General features: G+C 72.3%; 17 protein-coding genes. 10 read left to right on the top strand and 7 right to left on the bottom strand.

The features are described from left to right. Positions 1-188: 188 nt before the first annotated feature. A complete protein-coding gene (locus ACWDSL_RS30320) occupies positions 189-1,319 on the bottom strand; it encodes a WD40/YVTN/BNR-like repeat-containing protein (RefSeq protein ID WP_450490786.1) in 1,131 nt (376 codons plus the stop codon). A gap of 44 nt (positions 1,320-1,363) precedes the next feature. Between ACWDSL_RS30320 and ACWDSL_RS30325 the strand changes: the two genes are divergently transcribed. Continuing rightward, complete coding sequence (locus ACWDSL_RS30325) at positions 1,364-1,669, top strand: CDGSH iron-sulfur domain-containing protein (RefSeq protein WP_450490788.1); 306 nt, start codon at positions 1,364-1,366, stop codon at positions 1,667-1,669. Here the strand turns inward: ACWDSL_RS30325 and ACWDSL_RS30330 are convergent. Next, positions 1,666-3,138, bottom strand: coding sequence for a zf-HC2 domain-containing protein (locus ACWDSL_RS30330; protein WP_450490790.1), 1,473 nt, complete (start codon positions 3,136-3,138; stop codon positions 1,666-1,668). The two genes, ACWDSL_RS30325 and ACWDSL_RS30330, sit on opposite strands and share 4 nt — an antisense overlap. 228 nt (positions 3,139-3,366) lie before the next feature. Here ACWDSL_RS30330 and ACWDSL_RS30335 point away from each other — a divergent pair, with 228 nt between their 5' ends. Next, positions 3,367-3,783 carry an SsgA family sporulation/cell division regulator gene (locus ACWDSL_RS30335; protein WP_450490792.1) on the top strand — a complete coding sequence of 139 codons (417 nt, stop codon included), beginning with the start codon at positions 3,367-3,369 and terminating at the stop codon, positions 3,781-3,783. Positions 3,784-4,019: 236 nt separating this feature from the next. Here ACWDSL_RS30335 and ACWDSL_RS30340 read toward each other — a convergent pair whose 3' ends face one another. Beyond that, positions 4,020-4,700 (bottom strand): GOLPH3/VPS74 family protein, encoded by a 681-nt coding sequence (locus tag ACWDSL_RS30340; protein WP_450490794.1) that lies wholly within the window; start codon positions 4,698-4,700, stop codon positions 4,020-4,022. Between the two features lie 271 nt (positions 4,701-4,971). Continuing rightward, positions 4,972-5,607 (bottom strand): hypothetical protein, encoded by a 636-nt coding sequence (locus tag ACWDSL_RS30345; protein WP_450490796.1) that lies wholly within the window; start codon positions 5,605-5,607, stop codon positions 4,972-4,974. Positions 5,608-5,887: 280 nt separating this feature from the next. On the opposite strand from ACWDSL_RS30345, the gene ACWDSL_RS30350 reads away from it, so the two are divergent. Further along, a complete protein-coding gene (locus ACWDSL_RS30350) occupies positions 5,888-8,260 on the top strand; it encodes a helix-turn-helix domain-containing protein (protein ID WP_450490798.1) in 2,373 nt (790 codons plus the stop codon). Between the two features lie 19 nt (positions 8,261-8,279). Here ACWDSL_RS30350 and ACWDSL_RS30355 read toward each other — a convergent pair whose 3' ends face one another. Beyond that, the gene (locus ACWDSL_RS30355; protein WP_450490800.1) at positions 8,280-11,783 is read right to left on the bottom strand and encodes a hypothetical protein; all 3,504 of its coding nucleotides are present in this window, start codon (positions 11,781-11,783) and stop codon (positions 8,280-8,282) included. 207 nt (positions 11,784-11,990) lie between these two features. On the opposite strand from ACWDSL_RS30355, the gene ACWDSL_RS30360 reads away from it, so the two are divergent. The 3 genes from ACWDSL_RS30360 to ACWDSL_RS30370 all read left to right on the top strand — a co-directional run bounded on the left by ACWDSL_RS30360 (position 11,991) and on the right by ACWDSL_RS30370 (position 18,437). Further along, positions 11,991-13,460: an aldehyde dehydrogenase family protein gene (locus ACWDSL_RS30360; protein ID WP_450490802.1), complete on the top strand. Its 1,470-nt coding sequence runs from the start codon at positions 11,991-11,993 to the stop codon at positions 13,458-13,460. A 212-nt stretch (positions 13,461-13,672) separates the two neighbouring features. Continuing rightward, on the top strand, positions 13,673-17,347 hold the full coding sequence (locus tag ACWDSL_RS30365; RefSeq protein WP_450490804.1) for a S8 family serine peptidase: 3,675 nt from the start codon (positions 13,673-13,675) through the stop codon (positions 17,345-17,347). A gap of 82 nt (positions 17,348-17,429) precedes the next feature. Next, entirely contained in the window at positions 17,430-18,437 is a 1,008-nt protein-coding gene (locus ACWDSL_RS30370; protein WP_450490806.1) for a helix-turn-helix transcriptional regulator, read from the top strand. Positions 18,438-18,609: 172 nt separating this feature from the next. Here the strand turns inward: ACWDSL_RS30370 and ACWDSL_RS30375 are convergent, their stop codons facing one another. Together ACWDSL_RS30375 and ACWDSL_RS30380 are read right to left on the bottom strand one after the other, a co-directional pair. Beyond that, positions 18,610-19,596, bottom strand: a complete 987-nt coding sequence (locus ACWDSL_RS30375; RefSeq protein ID WP_450490808.1) for a tetratricopeptide repeat protein — start codon at positions 19,594-19,596, stop codon at positions 18,610-18,612. A 37-nt stretch (positions 19,597-19,633) separates the two neighbouring features. After that, positions 19,634-20,425 (bottom strand): IclR family transcriptional regulator, encoded by a 792-nt coding sequence (locus ACWDSL_RS30380; protein WP_450490810.1) that lies wholly within the window; start codon positions 20,423-20,425, stop codon positions 19,634-19,636. Positions 20,426-20,700: 275 nt separating this feature from the next. Between ACWDSL_RS30380 and ACWDSL_RS30385 the strand changes: the two genes are divergently transcribed. From ACWDSL_RS30385 to ACWDSL_RS30400, 4 genes are all read left to right on the top strand, one after another. Continuing rightward, entirely contained in the window at positions 20,701-20,961 is a 261-nt protein-coding gene (locus tag ACWDSL_RS30385; protein WP_143667771.1) for a hypothetical protein, read from the top strand. 260 nt (positions 20,962-21,221) lie between these two features. Next, the gene (locus ACWDSL_RS30390) at positions 21,222-23,249 is read left to right on the top strand and encodes a GDSL-type esterase/lipase family protein (protein WP_450490812.1); all 2,028 of its coding nucleotides are present in this window, start codon (positions 21,222-21,224) and stop codon (positions 23,247-23,249) included. Between the two features lie 475 nt (positions 23,250-23,724). Continuing rightward, positions 23,725-23,874 (top strand): hypothetical protein, encoded by a 150-nt coding sequence (locus tag ACWDSL_RS30395; RefSeq protein ID WP_450490814.1) that lies wholly within the window; start codon positions 23,725-23,727, stop codon positions 23,872-23,874. An 80-nt stretch (positions 23,875-23,954) separates the two neighbouring features. Then, entirely contained in the window at positions 23,955-24,842 is an 888-nt protein-coding gene (locus tag ACWDSL_RS30400; protein ID WP_450490816.1) for a peptidoglycan-binding protein, read from the top strand. Positions 24,843-24,933 lie beyond the last annotated feature (91 nt).

Below are 24,933 nucleotides of genomic sequence, written 5' to 3' on the forward strand. Positions count from 1 at the left end.
CGTCGCTGCCTGGGCACGGGGCGGATTCTTTGTCGTCCGCCTCCTTGCGGCGGACCGTTCTCCCCGTACAACGAGGGCCCAAGGGCCAGGACACGGCCGAACTCCCGATCATCGGATCGGAGGAACGCCCAGGCGCGTGACCTGACCATCTTCGTATGGGAGCCGACCTGAGTCGCCCCCGGCCGGGCTTACCTCCCAGCCGGCTCCAGACGGGCGACGCGGCCCTGCTCGCCCGCCGCCCAGCAGCCCAGGTCCGGGGCGCAGTCGACGGTGTCGTACGAACCCTGGTCCACCGTGCGCCAGGAACGGCCGCCGTCGCTCGTCACGTCCGTACCCGTCGGGCCGACCGCGAGAGCGGTGCGACGGCTGTGCGGCAGCCAGGTGACGCCCGAGCGGTACGCGGGCGGCGGCGCGTCGGCCACCGTCCAGACCGCCCCGCCGTCCGCCGTGACGGCCGCCGCCTTCGGGGACGGCTGCCCGGCGCGGTAGTCGCCGCCGACGGCCAGGCCGGTGCGGGCGTCGCGGAAGGCGAGCGCGAAGACGCCGCGCGCCGGGTCGCCCGCCGGGAGCGGTGCGTCGACCACGGTCCAGGTGCGGCCGCGGTCGGCGGAGTGGAACACGCGCGCGGTGGCCGCGCCCCCGGTGGCGAACCACGCGTCCCGGCGCCCGGCGCTGACCAGACACTGCCCGCCGGCCGCGAACGCCGCCTCGCCCGGCTGCGCGGCGGGCATCCCGTCCGAGGGCAGCACGCGCCAGCTGCGGCCGCCGTCGCCCGTCGCGAGGACGCGGTACTTGCCGTCGACCGGGTCGCTGAGCGCGATGCCGTTGCGCGCGTCGAAGAAGGTCAGGCAGTCGTAGAAGGCGCGCGGATCGGTGTTGCGGAAGCTCTCCGTCCAGGTCGCGCCGGCGTCGTCCGTACGGAAGACCCGGGACGCCTCGCCCTCGCCGATCGCCAGCACCACCGCGCGCCGCGCGTCGAACGCCTCGATGTCCCGGAACTCCAGCCCCTCCGCGCCCGGCGGAGATACATTGCGCCAACTGCGCCCGCCGTCGTGCGTACGCAGCACGGTCCCCTTCGAGCCCGCCACCCACGCCGTCGTACGGCTGACGGCGGCGAGCCCGCGGAACCGGGCGTCGCTGCCGCTGTCCTTCAGCCGCCACGTCGCGCCCGACAGGCCCTCCGCGCGCCCTTGTTGGGCCTGCGCCGGCGCGGCGGCGACGGCCGATACGAGCGCCGCGCCGCACAGCCCGGCCGCTGCCGCGCGTCTCAGCGTCCCCGTAAGCCTCTTGAGCCCCTTGGTGCTCTTCTTCTCCGTCATGGCGCCGGAAGCTAGCCCATTGGCGGGACGCCGTCCACGGACGAGTGACGCGGGATGCCGAATGCGGGACCGGGCCGAACGGCGCCCCCGCCGATGTCGTCGCCGAGATCGTCCGGCGGTGCACCTCCGGCGCCCTCCGCTACCGGATGGCCAACGGTCACACCGAGACGCCGGCCCGCCCCACGGCGGTCGCCCGTACGGACTCGGGCCAGATCCTCGTCCGCGGCGACCTCCGGGTCGAGACCGCGACGGGGCCCCGCCAGGAGACCCGCGCGACGCTGTGCGGTTGCGGGACGAGCGCGAACGCCCCGTACTGCGACGGATCCGGCCCCTGCGGCAGCCGGCCCTAACCGTTGTCCCAGCCGTCTCCCCCGCTACGGCCGGGCGCCGGGGGCTCGTCGGTCGCCTTGGCCGGCTTGGCCGACTCGGCCGGCTTCGTCGACTTGCTGGGCTCCGCGGCGGGGGGCTCGGTCGTTGTCGTGGTCGGCTCGGGAGTAGCGGTCGCGGTCTGGTCCTGGCTCTGGGTCGGCTTGGGAGTAGCGCTCTGCGTCCGCGTCGGGGTCGGCTGCGGCGTGGCCGGGGCCCGGGTGGGGGTCTTCGCCGTGGACGGCGTCTCGGACGCCGATGTGCTCTTCGACGTGCCGGACGTGCCGGGGGCGGACGACGCCGACGAGGGCGCCGTGGACGAGGACGGCGAGCGCCCCGGCGACTGGCCGGCGGCGTCGCCGGAGGGAGCGCCCTTGCTGGAGCGCCCGGAGGAGGCGTCGCCCGAGGCCCCGTGTCCCGCCGTGTCCGACCGCGTCGACTCCTGCCCCCACGGCGACGACGTCGCTTCCGGAGACGATACGGACGAGGACTGAGAGCCCGCCGTGCGCTGCTCAGGTCCGGACGAGTCGCCGCCCGTGAGCACCAGCCCGGCCGCGACCGCCGCCCCCGCGAGGGCCAGCGCGCCCGCCCCGGCCATGACCGCGACCGGCCGGCCGGCCCGGCCCGCCCGTCGCCGCGCCCGGTGGCTCGGGGGGCGGTCCTCGGACGTCCGGGCCGGGAGCTTCACCGTGTCGGCCGCCGGGCCCGCATGGGCGCCACCCGACGGCAGGGAAGACAGGGCCGCCACCGCGCCGCCCGCACGGGCCAGCGGCACCAGGTAGTCGGCGGTCCCCCGGGACAGCAGAACCATCAGGGCAGGCCCCACCAGCGCGGACAGCCGCGCGTCGGCCGCCATCAGCTGCTCCACCCGCATCCGGCAGTCCGCACAGCCCGCCACATGGATCGCGACCTGCTCCGCCTGGGTCGGCGAGTCCGCGCCCCGTACGTGCTCGGGCAGCCGCTCCCAGCACCACCCGCAGGCCGGGTCGGCCGGGCCGCCCGGCTGGGCCCGCAGGAAGTGCTGGCGCATCCCGTCCCGGGCCCGCTCCAGCGCGGCGGCGGGGCTCGTACCCGCCGCCGCCCGGCGGCCCACCTCCGCCACCGGCGGCTGCCGCTCCGCTTCCGCCTGCCACAGCGCCTTCACCCACCGCTGCGGCAGATCCTCGATGACGCGCGCGAGCAGGTCGACGTAGGAGACGCGCTGCGCCCGGTCACGCCTTGCGGCGGGCATGGCAAGGTCACGCACGGTGGCCTTCAGGGCGGCCGGAACATCACCGACGGCCTCGCCCGACCGCAACCGCCGCCACACGAGAAAGTACGCCTCGGCGACGGCGTCCTCAGCCGGCCATGGGGTGCCGATGAGGGTGCGGGCGTAGGCGATGAGGTGTGGATGGTGGTCTTGGTGGAGCCGGATGTAGGTATCCGCGTCCAGCGATGCGGGACCTTCGGTCATGGTGGAACAACCCCTGAAGTGATGCCTCGCCGCAGCCGCGGTTTTGTAACAGCTCAGCACGGCACCTGAGACTTTGCGTGGATTCCGCAAGCCTAAATGTCGCATCTCCACCCGAAAATATGGTCGTGACACACGTCACGTCCGCCGCGGGTGCACTGGGGTCATAGCCCATACGTCTTACAGACGTAGAGAGGCAAGGACCCGCACCGATCGCAAGGAGCAGGCGTTGTGACCACCACCATCATCGATCAAGCCGTCCAGGCCCGCCTCATCGCGTCGACGCCCGAGGCACGTGCCATCCCCGCATGCCTGCGCTACGAACGCGAGGACCCGTTCGCCGTGCGCGTCTCCTTCCCGCCCACGGCGTCCCTGGACGGGGAGGCGGTGGAGTGGACCTTCGGGCGTGAGCTGCTGACGGCCGGGCTGCGGGGCCCGGCGGGCAGCGGCGATGTGCTGGTGTGGCCGTGCGGCCCGCACCGCACCGTGCTGGAGTTCCATGCCCCGGAGGGCATGGCCATGGTCCAGTTCGACACCGACGATCTCCAGCTCTTCCTCGACCGGTCGTACGCCCTGGTGCCCGAGGGCAGCGAGAGCGCGCGGCTGGACCTCGACCACGACCTGGCCGTGCTGCTGCGGGAGGCCTGAGGGGGCAGGGCGACCGGCGGTGCCCGCCGCGCCCGGCGCCGATGCCGGGCCGCCCCCTCTCACGGGCACCCTGCTCCCCTGAGCCGCCCGCTCCCCCGTCTCACCTGCCCCGCAATCCCCCGTAATCCCCCGCCTTCCCCCGCCTTCCCCCGCCTTCCCCCGCCTCGCCGCGCCCCGGCATTCCCCCGCCTCCCCCTTGCTCCCCTTGCTCCGCCGATGTCGCTCGCCGCCGCTCCTCAGCCGGCCGCCGCCAACGTGCCCGAGAGCGTCACTCCGGTGACCGCGACCGCCACCGCCGACCGCACCTGCCCGAGCGCCTTCTCCAATGCGGGCCCCACCTGGCCGCTGCGCCGCCCCAGCTCGGCGATCCGGGCCTTGTGCGCCCTGGCATCCGCGGCTGTCACGACGGTCCGCAGCTCGCCCGCCGCGGCGAGGGCGACGAGCGCCGCATCCCCGGCGGACACCTCCGACACGCTCTGCCCACCGCGCAGCAGCCGCACCGCGTCCTCCCGCATCCCCGCCACCACATCCGGCCGCTCCAGCTCGTACTCCTTGACGGGCAGCAGCCCCAGCGCCCGTCTGCCCTTCGCCCGCACATAGCCGGCCGCCACGAGCTGGTCGCGCACCGCGCGCTCGGTCAGCCGTGCGTGGTGCCTCACCCAGGCCTGCCAGGCGCGCGGCCGGGATTCGAAGATGAGTTCGAGCAGCGAGTCGAGCGCCGGATCCCCGGTCCTGGCGTCGGCGACCGGCCGCGCGACGCCGTCCTCGTCGGCCAGCATCCCGCGCTGCGCGAGCTCGGTGAGAGCCCCGGCCCGCACCAGATACGGCAGATGATCGGGATCGGCGGGACGTCCGGTCCGGGGATCCCAGGCCAGCAGATAAAGCTTGGCGGCGAGTGAGAGGGAACCGTTGGGCACAGGGGCCTCCAGGATCTGCGACCTGCCTTATTGGCCACGATCTCCTCAAGTACCCCCGAGGCGTCACTTCACGACGGCCCCGCTCACGCCGCTCGCCCGGAGCCGCCCGCTTCCCGAGAACCGGTGCGGTGACTGCTGTCACCACACTCGCCGGCGTGACGACGACGCGCACCCCCCTTGCGCGCGCGTAGCCGACACGGCCGGACACGGTCCCCTTGATACGCGGTGCCTCCGGGCGAACAACGCTTCCGGTGGCTGCTCCCTCTGAGCGCTACTCCTGGTAGAGCTTGACGACCGCGGTCGTCGTGGTCCGCTCGAAGTCGGCCACCGGGGCCTGGTCGTAGCCGCCCATCTCGCCCCACTGGACGATGGTCACGGTCCGTCCGTCGCGACCCACCCCGAAGAGGTGGATGCCCGGCTCGGAGTCCGGGTACGAGGTGTGGACGCCGTAGACGTGGGCCCCGTCCTCCGCCTGAACCGCTCCATAGTCCCGCCAGGAGGCGGTGCCCTCCGGGTGGGTCCGCACCCAGTCGGAGGCGCAGTTCTGGATCTTCTTCTCGGCGGCCGCGGCGAGCTTGCGGGCGGCGTCCACGGTCCCGGTCCTGACGACGACCTGACTCGCGCTCGTGTCGTACTCGGTCCAGAACGTCCGGTGGGTGGCGCCCGCCGAGGGCAGCGTGTGCTCGACGCAGAACGGACCGTTCTCCGGCAGACCCTTGGTGACATCGCTCGCGTACCAGTCCGACTTCGGGTGCGGCGGCAGTTCCTTGGGCACCAGATGAGCCGGAACCGCCTGAACGCTCGCCTGGGCCGTTCCGGTCCCGACAACGGCCACGGCGGCCGCGGTGACCGCGGCGAGGGCGCCGAGGCCGGCGCGGAGGGAGCGCTTGTGCTTGTGCCTGTGCATGAGGTGTTTCCCGTCTCTTCGGCCCGCGTCTGTACGGACCGGATCTACGCGGACCGGGGCATTGCGGTCCGAGTCTGTGATACGCCACGGCGGTGGCGGCGGCCGGTTCCCAGCGTGGGCGTCGCCGTGCCGCCGCCGCTACGGGTGGCGTGGCATCCGGGACGCTGGAATGCCTACACGTACTCTGACTTGGGGGAATAACAACAGCCTGGAACGCGGTCGCGGGACGGTGGAACCTGAGCGCGGGTGGCGGTGTATGGAATCGTGGGGGGTGGTTCAGATGAGCAACGGGGAAGAGATCACCGAATTCGCGGAGAGTCTGCGCAGGCTGAAGGACCGATCGGGCCAGAGCTACGGTGCGCTGGCCGGGCGACTGCACGTCAGCACGTCGACGCTGCACCGCTACTGCAACGGTGACGCGGTGCCGGCGGAGTACGCGCCGGTGGAGCGCTTCGCGCGGCTGTGTGGAGCCACGCCGGAGGAGCTGATCGCCTTACACCGCCGGTGGATCCTGGCGGACGCGGCAAGACGAGCGGCCTCCGGCCGAGGCGGCAGCGTGCGGGCGACCACGCCGGACGGCGCGTCAGGGCCCGCCACCGCCAGGCGCGGCTCGGCGACGCGGGCTGCCGGGGCGCCCGATGCCGTTGGAGCCCCCGAGACCGATGGGCGAACCGCCGACGGCCACAAGGCGGGGCGGGCCACCGACCCGCACCATCACCCGCCACAGGCCGCCCGCACCCCCGACCGGACGGACAGCTCGCCGAGCCCCGCCGGACCACGAAACCCTTCGTCCCCGGCCCAGCCGGACCACCGCGCGCCCGCGCCGTCGGCGGCGCAGGCGCGCGGCTCCTCCGATCCGGACATCGGCCGACCCCGCGCACCCTTCACTCCCGCAGCCTCCCCCGCTGCCGCGCCCCGCGAGGGCGATCGGTCGATCGCTGACAAGGGAGGCCCGGGCCCCGCGGAGTCGGGTGCTGGGCGGACGGCGGATTGCGGTGCCGATGACGCGACCGGCCTCGGGGGCCCGTTGACCGCCGACGCCGCCGTGGCGGGTGAGCCGGGCCCGAGGGTCGGGCGTGACACCGCGGTTGACGCGTCGTCGGCGAGAACGGCGGAGGCCCACGCCACGGCGGCCGATCCGTCACGGGCCCGCGCGAGCGAGGCGGGGGGCACGGCGGAGGACGCCACCACGGGGAGCAACACTTCCGCAAGCCGGATCACGGTGCCCTTCGCCGTAGAGGGCTCGGCCGACTCCGACCACGGCAAGCGCGGAAGGACTGCGCGTCCCGTCAGCCCAGGGGACGACACGGCCGGGGACGACACGGCCGGGGACGACACGGCCGGGGACGGCACGTCCCAAAGCCACACCAAGGCAGCCCCCAACACCGAAGGCGCGGCAGGGCGCGAGGCCGGCCAGGGTGGTGCCTCGCGTGCGGGCGGGGCCGGCGCGGGACCGGGGGCGCGTAGGGGTGGTGGTCCGTCGGTCGAGCGGCAGCAAGCGCGGGCCGGCAGCGAACGGCGCGCGGTAGGGGGCAACGTGGCGCGGGGAGAGCGGGCGTCCGATGGCCCGGGCGAGCGCGCGGCGGGAGCTGCGGGAAGAAGGAGGAGGAGCGCGGCCGGGCGCGGATCGTTGCGGCCCGTGCCGGCAGTGGACGGCGCGAGGAGGCCGACGGACGGGCTTCGTGCCTGGCGGAGCCGACCGTGGGGGCTGGTGCTCGGGGCGACCGCGGCGGCGGTTCTCGCTCTCACGGCCGTGGAGGTGCGGTCGACCACCGGGGGCGAGCGGGAGGATGCCGCCACGTCCCCCTCATCGCCCTCGTCCCCCGCACCCTCCGCGCCCGCGTCAGGCACCGCACCATCGACCCGCCCCACCGCGCGGGGCGAGCTCAAGAAGGACGACACGGCGGACGGGCACGGGTCGGCCTCACCCCGGGGCGACAAGCGGCGCGGCGGCGCGTCCGCCTCCGCGTCGCCCAGGCAGGGCGGATCCAGCGGCGGCGGCTCGGGCGGCGGCCGGGACGACAAGCCGGGGAGCGGCACGCCGCTCACCATCAGCACTCGCTCCCACGTCTGGGAGAACGGCTGCGGCCACCGCTATCTCATCGACCGGCCCTCGTCCCAGGTCGCCCCGCCGCCCGTCGAGCAGGACGCCGCGGCCTGGGCGTCCGCGCATGGCGCGGTGCACGGCGGCACGACGAACGTCGAGATGGCGGTGAAGGGCCGCTCGGAGTCGGCCGTCGTGCTGCAGGCCCTGCATGTGCGGGTGGTGGGGCGGCGCGCCCCGCTGCCCTGGTCCTCCTTCACGATGGACAACGGCTGTGGCGGCTCCCTGACCCCGCGCGCCTTCTCCGTCAACCTGGACGCCGCCCGCCCCCTGGCCGTCCCGACGGACGGCAACGACGCTGGCGAGCCGATCCCCGCCGTCCGCTTTCCGTATCGCGTGTCCGACACGGACCCGGAGGTGCTGTTGGTCAACGCCCGTACGTCCGGCTGCGACTGCAACTGGTATCTGGAGCTCGACTGGACCAGTGGCGACCGCGAGGGGACGATACGGATCGACGACCACGGCGCCCCGTTCCGCACCAGCGGTGTCAAGGGGCGCCCGGAGTACGGCTACCGGTTCGAGGAACAGGTCTGGCGCCGGAATGAGTAGGCGTCATACTCACGAGCGCTCACTCCTGCGCGGTCGTCAGGAACAGCGCGGCATCGCGGACGTCCGGGTGCGGGTGGCGGCGCAGCGCGCGCAGCCGGGTCCGCCAGGGCTCCGCCCATTCCGTACGCGCGCCGCCCACGTCGGTGAGGGTGACGGCGAACAGACCGGAGGCGAGTGCGCCGTCGTCGCCGAGGTCCCGCGCGGCCCGCAGCAGGGCCTCGCTCCGGCCGGGCAACGAGGCCGTGCGCAGTCTCTGGCGCAGGGTGTCGGCGGTATGGGCCGCGAGGGCCGGCCGGGTGGCGTGCAGACGGGCCAGCCGGGCGAGTGCGGCGGTGAGGACACGGGGCTCGGCGTCCAGGTCGACGGCGTTGACGAGCACATGGGCGGCGTCGGCGACGAAGGGCTCATAGCCCGCGAGGAGTTCGGCCGCCGCGGTCGCCACGGGCCGCATCGTGCCCGGCCGCATCCGGCTGTGCTGGGCCAGTCTGTCGGTGATGCGCCGGATGCGGCGGCGGGCCGGGCGGTCACGGTCCGGTTCGGCGTCGGGCGCCTGCGGGTGGGCGTCGGCCGCGGCGAGGGCCGCGAGGACCCAGGCCAGGGGGTTGTCCGCGGGCATGCCGCCGGGCACGGCGGCCATCAGGTCGATCAGCGCGTCGGCGGCGGACTGCCAGCGGGCCCGGTCGCCCAGGTCGGTGGCGGCGGCCACCAGCACCGCAGCCGCGTCCGGCGCCCAGGGGGACCAGGTGGCGAGCGCGGCGTGGCCCGCCGAGGCGACCTCGGGGTCGTCCGTGTCGCATGCGTCCTGTACGAGGCGGGCGTAGCGGGCCCGGTGGAATTCGGGCAGGTCCAGCGGGCGGTTGCGCAGCACGGCCCACCGCAGTTCGCGCCGCCCACGGGCGGCGGCCGACAGCAGCTCCCAGGCGGACTCGTGGCCGAGCAGCCCGGTCGCGAAGGCCACACAGGCCGCCCGCACATCGTGGTGCTGGCCCGGCGCGTCGTACACGTCGGCGAGCAGCGCGGCGGCGTCGGCGGTCGGCAGCCGGGTGGCGGCCAGCCGCGCGGCCTCCTTCCGGCTGGTGACCTTCGCGGGCACGGCCGGAGCCACCCCGGGTGCCACCTCGGCAGCCACCCCAGCGCCCACGGCCGCGGCCGCGGCGCCCGCCGCCGGCTCCCCCGGCGCGAGCACCCCGCGCAGCAGCCCCTCCAGCCGCGCCGGCGCCACGTACTGGGATGCCCTCGTGCCCGCGTAGACCGCCACCCGGGCCCGGTCACCGCCCGCGTAGGTGAGCAGCAGGGGAAGGTGGTCCCCCGGGCGGTCGGTCCGGGCCAGGGCGGCGAGGGCGGCCTCCGCCAAGGCCACGTCTTCGGAGTCGGTCCAGGCCAGGGCGGTCTCGGCGCCGTAGTCCGGGATGCGCGCGGCGGCGGCGACGGCCGCCGTGCGCTGGTCCGTGCGCAGCGAGCCGTCGGCGGCGGCGCGGGCGAGGAGCCGGGCCGCGGCGGCGCGCTGGCGGGGCAGCCAGCGGCCGGTGCTGTGGTCGACCGGGGGCGTCCAGTGGCTGCCGGGCGTCAGAAAGCGGCCGTAGGGAGGGCTGTCGTCCAGCACGACGTCGAGCAGATCGGTGCGGCGGTGCGTCAGCACCGCGAGGACGGGCGGCAGCACGGCGGCCGAGGGCTCGAGGGCGAGCAGTTCGGCGACCCGCTCGTCGCGCCGCGCGGGGTCGTCGAGCCACAGCCCCACGGCCGTGCGGACGGTCGTATTGCTGCCGAACTGAATGGCCTGCCGCAGCAGTTCCTGCAGCTCGGGCATGTCGTGGGCGCGGCGCCCGAGCGAGCGGGTGAGGGCGAAGGTCAGCTCGTGGTCGACCCGGTCGGCGCCGGCCTCCAGCCATGGCCGCAGCGCTTCGAAGACCGCCTGTTCCTGGCCGCGCCGCAGGGTGTGGTCGAGCCGGCCCAGGTCGGTGCGGCCGACGTTCCCGGCGAGCCGGGTGACGGTGCGCAGCGCCCAGCCGATCAGCTCCCGTCGGCCGGTGACGGCGTGTTCCCGCAGGAGGGCGACGGCCAGGAGGCGCAGGGCCTGCCGGGTCGCCGGCGAGGAGTCGCGTGCCTCGATGGCGTCGGTGGCGATCCGGTCCAGGTGTTCGGCAGCCGCGTCGCAGAAGAGCGAGGGGTGCGTTTCGGCCAGTGCGCGCAGCGCGGCCGACCGCACCGGGTCCTGTTCGTTGCGCAGCCGCTCCAGCAGGGCCAGCAGCGAGGTGACCGCGTCCGGGTCGCCGGAGCGGGCGGTGTTGCGTACGAGGAGCGGATAGGCCAGCGCGCGGTCGTCGGCCGAGGAGCGGCGGACGGCGCGCAGCAGTTCATCGCGCGCCTCCTCGACCGGCAGATACGCGACCGACTCCAGCACCGTGGCCCAGTGCGCGCCCCGCTCACGCGCCCGCGCCGCCATCCGGCGGGCCTCCGCCTCGCGGCGCGGCCGGGGCAGCACCTCGAGCAGGTCGGGCTCCACATCGGCGCGGCTCAGGTCGCGTTCGGCGACGGCCGCGTCGAAGAAGTCGGGGCGGCGGGCGGGCGGCAGGGCGGCCAGCAGCCGGGACAGGGCCTGGGCGTCGTGGCCCAGCGCCCGCGCCAGGTCGACCAGTTCGGGCGGGTCCGCGCGGACCAGTCGCCGCAGCACGGCGCGCTCCAGGCCCCGGCCGCGCAGGACTCCGGCGTGTTCGGGCGCCAGCAGGAGCCGTATCGTGCGGCCGGGCTCGGCGGCGGCCAGCGCGCCCAGCCGATGCCGCACCGGAAGCGGCAGCACGCTGTGGCACAGCTGCTCCAGCAGCCCCAGGACCCGCTGCGGCTCAGCGGGCGCCGCGAGCGCGACGCAGGGGGCGTGGCGGAACCACCAGTGGTGGCGCAGCGCCTCGGGGAGCGCGGCCAGCTGCCGCTCGGCCTCGTCGAGGACCGCGGCGGGGTGGCGGGAGGCGAGGGCGCGCCAGCTGGTGACGGCGTGGAAGAGGTCCGGGAGTAGCCGGGCGACGGTCTCGGGCCCGCAGGCGGGCAGCAGCCGGGCCGCCTCCGCGTCGCCCCAGCGTTCCCGCAGGGGCTCGACGAGGCGGTCGGCGAGCGCGGTGCGCCGCCCGGCGACGACGGTACGGGCCAGCTGGCGCCGCATGGCGGCGGGGGCGTCCTCGAAGGCGGCCTCCAGCGCGGCGTCCGTGAGCTGTCCGCGGCGCGCGGCCTTGAGGGCGTGGCCGCGTACGACGGGGTCGGGATCGGCCAGCCGCCGTTCCAGACAGCCGGTCCGGCCGCCGACCGCCGCGGCAGTCACGGCCAGCGCCCGCTCGTACCCGCCACGCTCCGACAGCTCTTCGAGCAGCCCAGCCAGTTGTCCGTGAGCGCTCGCCGCCCGCGCTCGCAGGGCCAGCTCCCGCATCCGGCTCGGGTAGGGCAGCGGATCGAGAGCGGCCAGCAGTTCGTCGGCGAGGGCGTACGGGGACTGCGGAGCTTGCGGGGATCGCGGGGCTTGCGGATCACGGACCATGGCAGGGATTGTGCATGCCGGGCGGCCGGCCGAGGACGTCACCCCCGGCTCCCGCGTCACTTTGGTGTACGCGTACACCAGCCAGACCAGGCGGCTGCCCCTCACACGCCGTGCGAGGCCGGGAGGCGCCGCTTAGGCTCGGTATATACGGGTTCATGCGCACCGCCACAGGTATGCGCACCGTCCCTCCGAACCCGGAGGCGCCCCATGCCGGAGCTGTTCATCGGTGGCCAGTGGACCGCCGCTCTCGACGGACAAGTGAGGGAGATCCACTCCCCCGCGGACGGCACGCTGGTCGGCACGGTCGACGACGCCGGCCCCAAGGACGCCTTCGCCGCGGCCGAGGCCGCCCGGGACGCGTTCGACCGCGGCCCGTGGCCCCGCCTCCCCGCCGCGGAGCGGGGCGGGCTGCTGCTGCGCGTCGCCGATCTGCTGCGCCGCGACAAGGCCGAGCTGGCTCGCGCGGAGTCGATGGACACCGGAAAGCGGCTGGTCGAGAGCGAGTACGACCTCGACGATGTCGCCGCCTGCTTCCGCTGGTTCGGCGATCTGGCCGCCACCGACGGGGCGGACCGGGTCGTCGACGCGGGCCGTCCCGAGATCGACAGCAGGGTCGTGCATGAGCCGGTCGGCGTCTGCGCCCTGATCACCCCGTGGAACTACCCGCTGCTGCAGACCAGTTGGAAGGTCGCCCCCGCGCTCGCCGCGGGCGACACCTTCGTCCTCAAGCCCAGCGAACTGACCCCGCACTCCGCGATCGGCCTGATGCGGCTGCTGGCGGAGGCCGGGCTGCCCGCGGGCACCGCCAATCTCGTTCTGGGCAGCGGGTCGACGGTGGGCGCGCCGCTGACCACGGACGAGCGGGTGGACATGGTGTCGTTCACCGGCAGCGTGCCCACCGGGCGATGGATCATGGCCGCCGCCGCGCCCACGGTCAAGAAGCTCGCCCTTGAGCTGGGCGGCAAGAACCCCAATGTGGTGTTCGCCGACGCCGAGTTCGACGCCGCCGTCGACCACGCCCTGACCGCCATCTTTCTCCACTCCGGACAGGTCTGCTCGGCCGGCGCCCGGCTCCTCGTCCAGGAGAAGCTGCACGACGCGTTCGTCGACGAGGTCGTCCACCGCGCCCGCAGAATCCGGCTCGGCGGCCCCTTCGACGAGAACGCCCGCGCCGGCCCGCTGATCTCCGCCGACCACCGCGAGAAGGTCGCGATGTATGTGGCGGCCGGGCTGGACGAGGGCGCGGTGCTGCGCTGCGGCGGCACGCCCCCGGCCGACCCGACACTGGAGGACGGCTACTACTACCTGCCGACCGTGCTGGACGACTGCACCCCGGACATGTCCGTCGTCCAGGAGGAGTCGTTCGGCCCAGTACTGACGGTCGAGCGGTTCCGCGACGAGGACGAAGCGCTCGCCCTGGCCAACGACACCGTCTACGGCCTGGCCGCGGCCGTATGGACGCAGGACGCCGACCGGGCGCACCGGATGGCCTCGCGGCTGCGCGCCGGAACGGTGTGGGTCAACGACTTCCACCCCTACGTGCCGCAGGCCGAGTGGGGCGGGATGAAGCAGTCCGGCACGGGGCGGGAGTTGGGCCGGGCGGGGCTGGCCGAATACCAGGAGACCAAGCACATCTGGCGCAACACGGCGCCGAGCCCGCAGCGCTGGTTCGAGTAGCCGCCCCTGGTACGCAAGCCCTCTGGTACGCAAGCTCCCTGGTACGACTGCCCCCGGTACGCAAGCTCCCTGGTACGACTCCCGTGACCGATAGGGGCGTTGGCACAGCCTGGCCACAGGTTTCCCTTGAGCACGTTCGCTCCCGGCCACCACTCTGATCGCACCTTCCGACAAGAGAGTCGGATCATGCGATGAGGGAGGAAAGCCAGCCGATGCGAAGATTGCGTCGCCTTTTGGCTGTCACCGGCGCGGCCGGGCTGCTCAGCGGCCTGGCCGCGCCTGTGGCGAGCGGGCAACCGTCCCAGGCCGCCCCGAAGGGCCCATCGGTCCGAACGGAACACACGGTCACCCTGATCACCGGCGATACGGTCACCGTCACCCCCGGCGACGACGGCCGCTACGCCGTGGATGTGAAGCGCGCCCCGGGCCGCGAGTCGGTCGACTTCGTGGCCAGTCAGCAGGGCAAGGAGATCAGCGTCGTCCCCGACGACGCGCTCAAGCTGCTGTCCGCGGGCCGGCTCGACGCGAACCTGTTCAACATCACCCGGCTCGTCAAGGAAGGCTACGACGACAAGAAGACCGGCTCGTTACCGGTCATCGCCACCTACCGCACCAAGGGCATGCATCCGACACCCGAGGGCGCGCGGAAGACGCTGACCCTGTCCAGCGTCGGCGGCGCCGCGTTCAGCGCGAAGAAGGCCGACGCCGCGGCGTTCTGGGCCGACATCAGCCGCGACAAGGGCCTGGCGAAGGTGTGGCTGGACCGGAAGGTCAAGGTCTCCCTCGACGTCAGCGTCCCGCAGATCGGCGCCCCGGAGATGTGGAAGGCCGGGTACGACGGCAAGGGCGTCAAGGTCGCCGTGCTGGACACGGGTGTAAACACGGGGCACCCGGACGTCAAGGACTCGGTCGCCGACTCCAAGAGCTTCGTCCCGGACGAGACGGTCCAGGACGGCTTCGGGCACGGCACCCATGTGGCCGCCACGATCGCGGGCGGCGGCGCCGCCTCCGACGGCAAGCGCAAAGGCGTGGCACCGGGCGCGAAGCTGCTGGTCGGAAAGGTGCTGAACAACAAGGGCGAGGGCTACTCCTCGTGGATCATCGAGGGCATGGAGTGGGCCGCGGCCTCCGGCGCCAAGGTGATCTCCATGTCGCTCGGCGGCACGGCGAGCGGCCCCTCGGACCCGATGAGCGAGGCGGTGGACCAGCTGTCGGCGTCGTCCGGGGCGCTGTTCGTGATCGCCGCGGGCAACGCGGGCCCGTTCGAGCAGACCGTGGGCACGCCCGGCATCGCGGACTCGGCCCTGACCGTCGGCGCCGTCGACAAGCAGGACAAGCTGGCGTCGTTCTCCAGCCGCGGCCCGCGCATCGGGGACTCCGCGGTCAAGCCGGAGATCACCGCACCGGGTGTCGCCATCACGGCGGCGCGCGCGGCCGGCACGAGCATGGGCACTCCGGTCGACGACCTGTACACCACGGCCAACGGCACCTCCATGGCCACGCCTCATGTCGCGGGTGCGGCGGCGATCGTCGCACAGGCGCATCCCGACTGGACCGCCCAGCAGATCAAGGCGTCCCTCGCCAGCACCGCGAAGACCAACACCGTCGACGACCCCTTCAAGCAGGGCGACGGCCGGGTCGACGTGCCGCGCGCCGCCACCCAGAACGTCTTCGCGACCCCGACGCTCAGCTACGGCCTGTACGGGTACGCGGACGACGCGCCGGACACCAAGACGATCACCTACACCAACGCCACCGAGAAGCCGGTCACCTTGAAGCTGACGTCCTCGGTGGACGGCGGGTCGCTCTCGCTGGAGTCCGACAGCGTGACGGTGCCGGCGAACGGCGCCGCGAAGGTCGCGGTGACCGTCGACCCGGCGAAGGCCGACGTCGGCCGCCATACCGGGTACATCACGGCGACCAGCGAGGACGGTACGGTCAAGGCCACCACGGCCGTCGGGTACGAGCGGGAGGCGGATCTGTACGACCTGAAGGTCGAACTGCTGAACCGCGAGGGCAAGCCGGTGCCGTCGGCCCTCTTCACCTTCCAGAACCTCGCCGACTACTCGTACAACCAGTTCGGCTACCTGACAGGATCCGAGACCTTCCGGGTGGAGAAGGGCACCTACTCCCTCGCCACCTGGATCCCCGTCCTCGACAGCGGGCGGCACGAGGTCGGGACGAGCATTGTCGGCGACCCGCAGATCGAGGTCACGGGCGACACCTCGCTCACTCTCGACGCGCGCAAGGCCGTCGAGATCAAGCCACAGACGAAGGAGAAGGACGCCGAGCTCCAGGGCGTGACGACCTCCTGGCACCGGGAGCGCAAGGGAGGCAGCTCCTTCGGGCTCACCTACGCCATGGGCAAGTGGAAGAAGCACATCTACGCCGCCCCGACCAAGCAGGTCACCGACGGCTCCTTCGAGTTCTACAGCAGATGGCGGCTGGAGAAGCGGAAGCTGACGGCGAGCGTCACCAGCCCGGAACGGGTGACGCTGAACCCGGAGTACGTGGACACGTACACCGGCTGGCCCGTCAAGATCACCGGTAACCGCAAGGTGCGGCTGGTGGACGCCAAGGGCGGCACGGCCGAGGACTTCGAGGGCCTGGATGTGAAGGGCAAGGCCGTGCTGGTGGGCCTGCCACCGGACGGCTGGCCCGACGAAGCCGTCAACAACGCCACCCAGGCGGGCGCCGCCTACGTCCTCGTGTACCGCAGGACCACGGCCGGGCTGTGGCTCACCGCGGTCGACAGCGCCACGATCCCGGCCATCTCCATACCCGGCGAAGAGGGCGACAAGCTGCTGTCCCTGCTCACCGCGGAGGGCCGCGGCGCGGTGACGCTCGACCTCGGCGGCACGGCGGTCAGCCCGTACGTGTACGACGTGCTGCTGCCCGAGCCCGGTGCCATCGGCAAGGATCTGACCTACCCCCTCGACAGCCGCAACACCACCAAGGTCACGGCCCGCTACCTCGGCTCGGCCAAGGGGCAGATCGGCGCCGAGGCCACGCACACCTTCCGCCCGTACCAGCTCTTCTCGGTGGAGTCGAAGTACGACGTGCCGCTGGGCACCCAGCGCACCGAGTACTACAGCGCCGCCCCCGACACCCGCGTCTGGCGCACCGCCATGCAGGACTACGACGGCGCCGGCCGGCAGTGGGCGCCCCTGGTCACCTACCGGCCCGGGACGAAGCAGAAGGTGGACTGGCTGTCACCCGTGTTCCGCCCGACGACCGCCGCCGAGTTCGGCGTCTCACAGCGCGAGGGCGATGAACTCACCCTCGCCATCCCCGAGTACGCCGACTCCGGCAGCGGTCACTACGGCTCGGCGGGCGCGGCCAAGGACAACGTGGACAAGGTCAAGACGAGTCTGTACGCGGACGGAAAGCTGGTCGGCGAGGCCCCGTACGGCTCCGGCACGTTCCAGGTGCCCACCGACGAGGCCGCGTACAAGCTGACGATCGACGCCGAGCGCACGGCGGGCTGGGCGGCGTACTCGACGAAGACCAGCACCGAATGGGACTTCACCTCCGCCCGGACGGCCGAGGCGAAGGCCCTCCCCCTCCTTTCCGTGGACTACGGCCTGGCCCTCGACCTGTTCGGCCGCACCGAGGCAGGGCGCCGGTTCAGCTTCCAACTGGCGCCGCGCCATCAGGAGGGCGCGGAGGAGTCGAAGGTCAAGACGGTCAAGGCGTGGGTGTCCTACGACGACGGCGGGACCTGGAAGGAGGCCAGGCTGACCGGCTCCCGCGCGGGCTACAAGGCCACCGTGAAACACCCCGCTCTCGGCGCCTCCAACGGCTTCGTCGCCCTGCGCGTCCAGGCCACCGACGCCGACGGCAATCGAATCGATCAAACGGTCACCCGCGCATATGGCCTGAAGTAGGCCGAGATCCGCCCTTCGGCGGTAACAAACTCCGTCTAGCGTGCCGTTGAATCGTTGCATCGACGCGCCGGAGCCGCCGCAAGTGGACCACAGAGCAGCCGAGGAGACCCCCGCCACGAGCCCGAGCCCCTGGGCCGCGGCAGGGGTCTCCGACTTCGACGAGACGGTGTACCACGCGATCCTCCATCAGCCGGATGCCGGCGTCACCACCTGGTCGGAGCTGGTCCGGGCCTCCCCGTCACGCGTCCGCCGCGCCTGCGCCCGGCTGCTCCGCCTCGGCCTGCTGCAGGCCCCCGACTCCACCGGCGGTCTGCGACCGGTGGACCCCCGCATCGCCATCCGGGCCCTCATCCGTAAGCGCGAAACCGAGTCCGAGCTGCTCGCCGCCACCGCCGACGACATGGCCAAGATCTACGCGGCGGGGGTGCTGCGCTCCGAACCGGCCGGCCTCGTCGAGGTGGTGCGCGGGGAGAGCGCCAACGCCGCCCGGCTGGAGGAGCTGTACGCCCAGGCCGAACACGAGGTCTGCCTCATCGACTCCCCGCCCTACCTCGCCCCGCTCACCCCCCAGTTGGACCTCCAGAGTGAGGTGCTGCGCCGCGGTGTCGCGTACCGCGCGCTCTACTCCGTCCAATCCCTGGAGTCCCCGGATCTGCTGGCCTACGCCGAGGGCATGGTCGCGCTCGGCGAACAGGCGCGGGTGCTGCCCACCGTCCCCATGAAGCTGATGGTGATCGACGGCCGGACCGCGATGCTGCCGCTCACCAGCGTCGACGCCGGGCCGGTCTACAGCTCGGTGATCGTACGGCACTCCGGGCTCACCGACGCGCTGCGGACGCTCTTCGAGACGCTGTGGCAACAGGCCACACCGCTGGACGGCCCGCCGGCCAAGGAGGACGAGGAGCTCGGCGACGCCGACCGCACGCTGGTCGGCCTGCTGGCCGTCGGCATGAAGGACGAGGCGATCGCCCGCCACCTGGGCATCAGCCTGCGGACGCTGCGCCGCCGGATCAGCGACCTCCAACAGCGCCTGGGCGCGGGCGGCCGCTTCCAGGCCGGCGTCCGCGCCGCGCACCGGGGCTGGGCGTAGCCACGGGACCGCCGGTCGGAAACCTGGTGCCCCACCGAGGGCCGATGGCACCCTGAGGGCTGAATCACCGGGGGGTTCGCGGCGGGAGCGGCGAGGGCGCTCTCCACGAAATGTATCGAAGGCCTCGGCGCGGCGCAGCCGCTACGGGTGCGCGGTGCCGTACGCGGGCCGACTACGCCTGGCCGCCGTAGAAACACAGACGGCCGTCGATCCGGAGCGGGCGCCCCGGCGGAAGTGGCGGCTCCAACTGCTCGTCCACCGGAATATCCGACCAGTCGATACGCAGTGGTTTGTCACCCGACTCGGCTCGCGTTCGGGCATTCAGGTCGTACTCGGCAATGCGCTGCCCGGGCCGGTGTATCTGCAAGAGCGTCTGCTTCGCACCCTCGTCCTCACCGTCGCCCAAATCCTCCTCGCCCTCGTCCCACTCGTCCTCGTCCCACTCCTCCTCGTCCAACTCGCCGCGGACATCTTCCGCATAGCGCTTCTCATCGATGTGAGCACGCGCCTCAGCAACAGAGCTGAACAGCAGAAACCCGGTGTCCCAGTCGTTGTTGGAAATCCAGAAACCCCAACGCAGCAAGGCAAATCCATGACGCCCGTGGCTCATCTCGCCCGGCGACGGCCGACGGCCGGGCGCCGCGCCGAGGTACCTCAGGCTGGACCGCGCACATCGATCCCCAGGATCCCGGCGCATCGCCTCCTCGTAGGCCGCGACGGCACCGTCGCGATCCCCCGCCCAGGTCAGCGCATGCCCCAGATACAACGGCACAAGGGGATCCATGGAGTCGGCGTCGAGGGCCGCTCGCGCCACCTGGATCGCCTGCGTCGCGAGGGGACCACTCACGCCGGCCTTGTCGTGCTTCCCCATACCGCCCAGCAAAGTGCCGTCTTCATCATCGAAATCACACGCCACCGTGAACAACACGGCATACCGCAGGGCGAACGTCGCGGCTATCGAGCGCAGGATGGCAAGGGTGGCCGCGGCCTCCTCATCTCCGGAGGCCGCCACTTCCCCGGCCTCGTCACAGCAGTTCCCCACATCGGCCAGCAAGCCGGGAACCTCCCGCTCGCCGTCGGAATGCCTGAGGTAATACTCACAGGTGGCGAGCAGGCTATTTGCGTGCAGCAATGGGGCGTTCGGATTTCCCGCAGTCATGAGGCGGCACCCTATCGGCCGGGAGAAAACGGCACGGCTAGCGCCACTGAGGGGCCGCCCCCGCGGCGCCGGGCGCCGCGGCTTCGATCCGGCCGCGGATCTCGCGCATGACGGCGACGATCCGCCGCTCATGCTCCTCGGTCAGCCGGGCCGTCGGCACCGAGCAGCTGATCGCGTCGATGGCGGGCGAGTCGTACCGCAGGGCGAAGCCGAAGCCCGCGATGCCCACCACGCCCTCCTCCCGGTCGATCGCATAGCCCCGCTCCCGCACCCCGGCCAGGTCCGCGACCAGCGAGGCGCGATCGGTGTGGGTGTTGGACGTCAGTTGTTCCCAGGGGCCGTCGGGCAGGGGGAGCCCGCGTTCGTCCCGCTCGGCGAGCAGGGCCTTGCCGAGCGCGCCCGCGTATGCGGGGAGCCTGCGGCCGACCCGGCTGAAGGAGCGCAGATACTCATGCGACTCGCGGGTGGCGAGATAGACGACGTCGCCGCCGTCGAGCCGGGCGAAGTGGATGGTCTCGCCGAGCGCGTCGGACGCCTCGTCGAGGTAGGGCCGCGCGGTGCGCACATGCGGATCGCTGTCGAGGTAGTTGGTGCCGGTGAGCAGGGCGCGGATGCCGATGCCGTAGAGCGAGCCGGTGGCGTCGGTGCGCACCCAGCCGCGGTCGATCAGCGTCTGCAGCAGCGCGTACATGCTGCTGCGCGGCACCCCGAGCTCATCGGCGAGCTCACGCAGCCGGGCCGGGCGGTCGCCGCGCGCGGCGAGCAGTTCCAGCAGCTCCACGGTGCGGGCCGCGGACTTCACCTCGCGTACGCCGCCGGTATCTGACATGGTCAGATCGTAAACGGAGCATCGCTCGCGTACGACGCGGCCACTCCACCGCGGGGCTCCAGGGCGCCTCCAGGGCGGCTCCAGGGCAGCCACCCCGGTCAGCGGCGGCGGCCGGAACGGGCGACGACGGACGGCGCATACGCCGAAACCGGTCGAAGCCCGACGCGGATTGTCGCTTATCGCAATTACGGATGCGCTCACGGTGATGAGGCGGGACACTCTCAGTCCGAGGAAACGGGACCGTACTTGAGTCACGGGACCAGCGGAGGATGTTCATGCACTCACCGCAGGACGCGAGCGAGGCGGTCGACCTGATGTGGGACCTGGTCACCGCCCTGGAAAACGGGGAGCGGGACTATGTCGACTGTGGGGCCGAGCTCGTACAGCTCACCTTTGTGCAACAGCCGTACATGATGCGGGAGGCGCTGGCCGAGTTCGAGCGCCAAGTGGCGCTCGATCCGGACCCCGCGGGGGCGGTGTCGGAGATCGTCGAGACCGTCCGGGACGTGATTGGCAGCCCGGACGAAACTTTTTGACGGACTTTCGGCTGGGACTTTCGATGGGAATTTTCGAACCTGACCGCCTCTCTTGACGTTGAACCGATTCAAGGCTTCCATCGTGGGCGCGCCCGCGATGGGAGCGCTCCCGAGGAGGTTCCCGGGCCGGTACCCGCACCCGCCCACAGAGAGGACGGCCCATGCCGCCGATCGCACCCCCCACCAGGAGCACCGGGGCCACCACAAGAACCCCCGGCCGTGCGGCCGCCCACGCGGCACGCGCGGTGCTTCTGCTTGTCATGAGCACATCCCTGCTCGTCTGGGGCCTGAGCCTGGGCGGCACCCGGGCCCACGCAGCCCAGGCCCACACAGCCCAGGCGCGCCCCGCACAGGCACCCGCGGCAACTGCCGCGGCCCTGGGCAACGGTTCGGTGACCGACCCGAACATCTCCTACGTCGGCCGCTGGGATGTGAGCTCGGGCACCGCCGCCGTGCCCAACTGGACCGGCGGCTATCTCCAGACGGCGTTCACCGGGACGACCGTGAAGGTCAAGGCCCGTGACGCGGTGAACTTCTACGCCAGCGTCGACGGCGCCGCCGATGTCTTCTACGCGGGCGTCAAGGGCACCGTCAACCTCACCCCGCAGGCCCTCCCCCAGGGCAACCACACCCTCCGGATCTCCTACCGCTCGGGCGACACCGTGTTCCAGGGCCTCGTACTGGACTCGGGCGCGGGCACGATCAGCCCGCAAATCCCGTCAAAACTGATCGAGTTCGTCGGTGACTCGATCACCGCCGGCGCCCTGACCGACCGGCTCGCGCTCGACTCGTACGGCTGGAAGACCGGCGAGAAGCTGGGCATGCGGCACACCCAGATCGCCCGCTCCGGCTACTGCCTGGTCGGCAAGGACGGCTGCACGGGGCTGGCCACCCAGTTCTTCAAGACCGCCTCCACCGGCGATCAGAACTGGGACTTCTCCCGCTACCAAGCGAACGCGGTCGTCATCAACCTTGGCACCAACGATGTCGGACACGGTGTCACGGGCGCCGAGTTCCAGTCGGCGTACACCAACCTCCTGCGCGACATCCGCACCAAGTACCCGAACGCGGCCCTCTTCGCGCTCCAGACCCTCAAGAAGCGCTATGTGGCCGAGACCAAGGCCGCCGTCAGCGCCCGCACCGGCGCCGGGGACGCCAAGGTCACTTACGTCGACACCACAGGCTGGCTCACCGACGGCACGGACTACGAGGACGGCAACGGGCACCCCAACGAGTCCGGCCACACCAAGTTCGCGAACCGCCTCGCCCCGGTCATCTCCTCGAAGCTGGGCATCACCGCCGTCAACGCCCGGCCCGCCGCCACCAAGACCGTCACCAAGGCCGCGGCCGCCGCCCCGGGGGACCCGGGCGACCCCAACATCAAGTTCTCCGGCCGCTGGGACACCAAGAGCTCCACCACCGCCTACACCCCCTACTGGGCGGGCGCGTACTTCCGTACCGGCTTCACCGGCCGCACCGTCAAGCTCAAGCAGCGCAACGCGATCGACCTGTGGGCCAGTATCGACGGCGGCCCCGCCACGTTCTTCGACGAGGCCAAGGGCACGGTGAACCTGACCCCGACCCCGCTGTCCGCCGGAAACCACACCCTTCAGGTCAACTATCAGGTGGTCGCGGGCTCCTATCACGGTGACGCGGTGTTCCAGGGGCTCGTCCTGGACAGCGGAGCCACCACCTTCACCCCGGCCACCCCGAAGAAACTGATCGAATTCGTCGGCGACTCGATCACGGTTGGCACCACAACCTCTCAGAACGCACGCACCGCATACGGCTGGCTGATCGGCGAGCGACTGGGCGCCGACCACACCCAGATCGCCCAGGGCGGCGCCGCGCTCGTGGACACGGCGGACGACCGGATGAGCCTGGAGCAGCAGTTCACCAAGCTGAACCCGAACGCCGCCACGCCCGACTGGGACTTCTCCCGCTACCAGGCGAACGCGGTGGTCATCAACCTCGGCACCAACGACGTGGGCCGCGGTGTGACCTCGGCGCAGTTCCAGGCCGCGTACTCCAGCCTGCTGCGCAAGGTCCGCACCGCCTACCCCAACGCCTGGATCTTCGCGCTGGAGACCTTCCGCGGCCGCTTCGTCCCCGAGACCCAGGCGGCCGTGACCGCCGCGGTCGGCGGCGGCGACAGCAAGGTCTCCTTCGTCGACACCACGGGGTGGCTCGCCTCCGACGAACTCTCCGACTCCGTCCACCCGAACGACAAGGGCCACCGCACCATCACCGACCACCTCGCGCCCATCATCTCCGCCAAGCTCGGCTAGCGGCCGCGTACGCACCATGCCCCGTACGCACCATGCCCCCTACGCACCACACCCGCGGGTCTCCGGTCGCCGACCGGGGGCCCGCGTGCGCGTTATCCCAGAGCCCACCCGACCGCAAAGCGGCGCGCCGAAGTATGCGCCGATTCGGCTCGTTTCCGCCGTAGCCGCCCCGCCCTCGTGGTTTTTGATCAGGAATGACCGCCGCAATGCTGCTGCATAATGCCCCACTCGAGCGGGAATAGAGAGAACGGATCTAGAATTCCGATACAGGGCGAGATGACCGGAACACCTCCTTGACCTGTCCTTAACAGGAGAAAGACACTCAATAAGCATTCATGCGGGCCCTGCGATACCGATTTCGCGGGAGTGCGACGGGGGGATCATGGGAGAAATTTCGAAGAGCTTGCCGGCAGCGCCCACGCCATCGCGCGGCCGAGCAACTCGGTTGGGTGTGCCTGGAGTTGCGCCGCTGAGGGTGACCCGCGGTCAACGCCACGTACCGTCCTGGGACAACACGTACCGCTCCGGGGATAACCGGCTGACCCCGACCCGTACGGCCATCGGCGCCGTCGAGCGGCAGACGCTCGCGGCCCAGGCCCAGGCGGAAGCAGAAGCGGAGAAGTGAAGGTCGGGCACGGGGCGGTTTGAGCCCCGCACCGACGACATCCGTACATCACCAGGTATCCCCTTTGAAGGAGCACCACGATGGCCACTCCCCTGACCGCCGACCGCCTGCTGAAGGCACTGCGCGACGAGGGACTGGAAGTCCACGAAGTCCGCAGCTGGCGCACCCACAACCGCAACTCCAAGGGCCCTTGGGGCCCGATGAACGGGGTGATGATCCACCACACCGTCACCAAGGGCACGGCCTCCTCCGTGGCGCTGTGCTACGACGGCCACTCGGCCCTGCCCGGACCGCTGTGCCACGGCGTCATCGACAAGTCGGGCGCGGTCCACCTGGTCGGCAACGGCCGCGCCAACCACGCCGGCCTCGGCGACGGCGATGTGCTCAACGCCGTCATCAACGAGACGGCGCTGCCCCGCGACAACGAGGCCGACACGGACGGCAACCGCCACTTCTACGGCTTCGAGTGCATCAACCTCGGCGATGGCGAGGACCCCTGGCCGGAGGCGCAGAAGCTGGCCATCGAGAAGGTGGCCGCGGCCATCTGCCGGGTGCACGGCTGGACCCAGCGGTCGGTGATCGGCCACCTGGAGTGGCAGCCGGGCAAGGTGGACCCGCGCGGCTTCTCGATGGACACCATGCGCTCCCGTATCGCCAAGCGCCTGGGCGCCAAGCCGGACGGCCCCACCCCGCAGCAGCCCAAGCCGCCCAAGCCCGCGACGTACGAGCCCTTCCCGGGCTCGGCGTTCTTCCAGAACGGCCGCGAGAGCAAGATCATCACGGCGATGGGCAAGCGTCTGGTCGCCGAGGGCTGCGGGCGGTACGAGGAGGGGCCGAGCCCGGAGTGGACCGAGGCGGACCGCAAGTCGTACGCGGCCTGGCAGCGCAAGCTGGGCTACTCCGGCGAGGACGCGGACGGCGTTCCGGGCCGTAAGAGCTGGGACAAGCTGCGGGTCCCGAACGTATAGCCCGTGCAGCCGCAGTTTGCGGTGAGTATGAGACAGCGACACGCCGTCACGTCGGCGTGTCGCTGTCTCATACTCACCACAAATTCACAGA

This window comes from Streptomyces sp. NPDC000941, from assembly GCF_053599555.1.

Excerpts from the sequence above, each read along its gene's own strand:
- ACWDSL_RS30320 (WP_450490786.1), bottom strand. The coding sequence starts at position 1,319 with ATGACGGAGAAGAAGAGCACCAAGGGGCTCAAGAGGCTTACGGGGACG.
- ACWDSL_RS30330 (WP_450490790.1), bottom strand. The coding sequence starts at position 3,138 with ATGACCGAAGGTCCCGCATCGCTGGACGCGGATACCTACATCCGGCTC.
- ACWDSL_RS30345 (WP_450490796.1), bottom strand. The coding sequence starts at position 5,607 with ATGCACAGGCACAAGCACAAGCGCTCCCTCCGCGCCGGCCTCGGCGCC.
- ACWDSL_RS30350 (WP_450490798.1), top strand. The coding sequence starts at position 5,888 with ATGAGCAACGGGGAAGAGATCACCGAATTCGCGGAGAGTCTGCGCAGG.
- ACWDSL_RS30355 (WP_450490800.1), bottom strand. The coding sequence starts at position 11,783 with ATGGTCCGTGATCCGCAAGCCCCGCGATCCCCGCAAGCTCCGCAGTCC.
- ACWDSL_RS30360 (WP_450490802.1), top strand. The coding sequence starts at position 11,991 with ATGCCGGAGCTGTTCATCGGTGGCCAGTGGACCGCCGCTCTCGACGGA.
- ACWDSL_RS30365 (WP_450490804.1), top strand. The coding sequence starts at position 13,673 with ATGCGAAGATTGCGTCGCCTTTTGGCTGTCACCGGCGCGGCCGGGCTG.
- ACWDSL_RS30375 (WP_450490808.1), bottom strand. The coding sequence starts at position 19,596 with ATGACTGCGGGAAATCCGAACGCCCCATTGCTGCACGCAAATAGCCTG.
- ACWDSL_RS30380 (WP_450490810.1), bottom strand. The coding sequence starts at position 20,425 with ATGTCAGATACCGGCGGCGTACGCGAGGTGAAGTCCGCGGCCCGCACC.
- ACWDSL_RS30385 (WP_143667771.1), top strand. The coding sequence starts at position 20,701 with ATGCACTCACCGCAGGACGCGAGCGAGGCGGTCGACCTGATGTGGGAC.
- ACWDSL_RS30390 (WP_450490812.1), top strand. The coding sequence starts at position 21,222 with ATGAGCACATCCCTGCTCGTCTGGGGCCTGAGCCTGGGCGGCACCCGG.
- ACWDSL_RS30400 (WP_450490816.1), top strand. The coding sequence starts at position 23,955 with ATGGCCACTCCCCTGACCGCCGACCGCCTGCTGAAGGCACTGCGCGAC.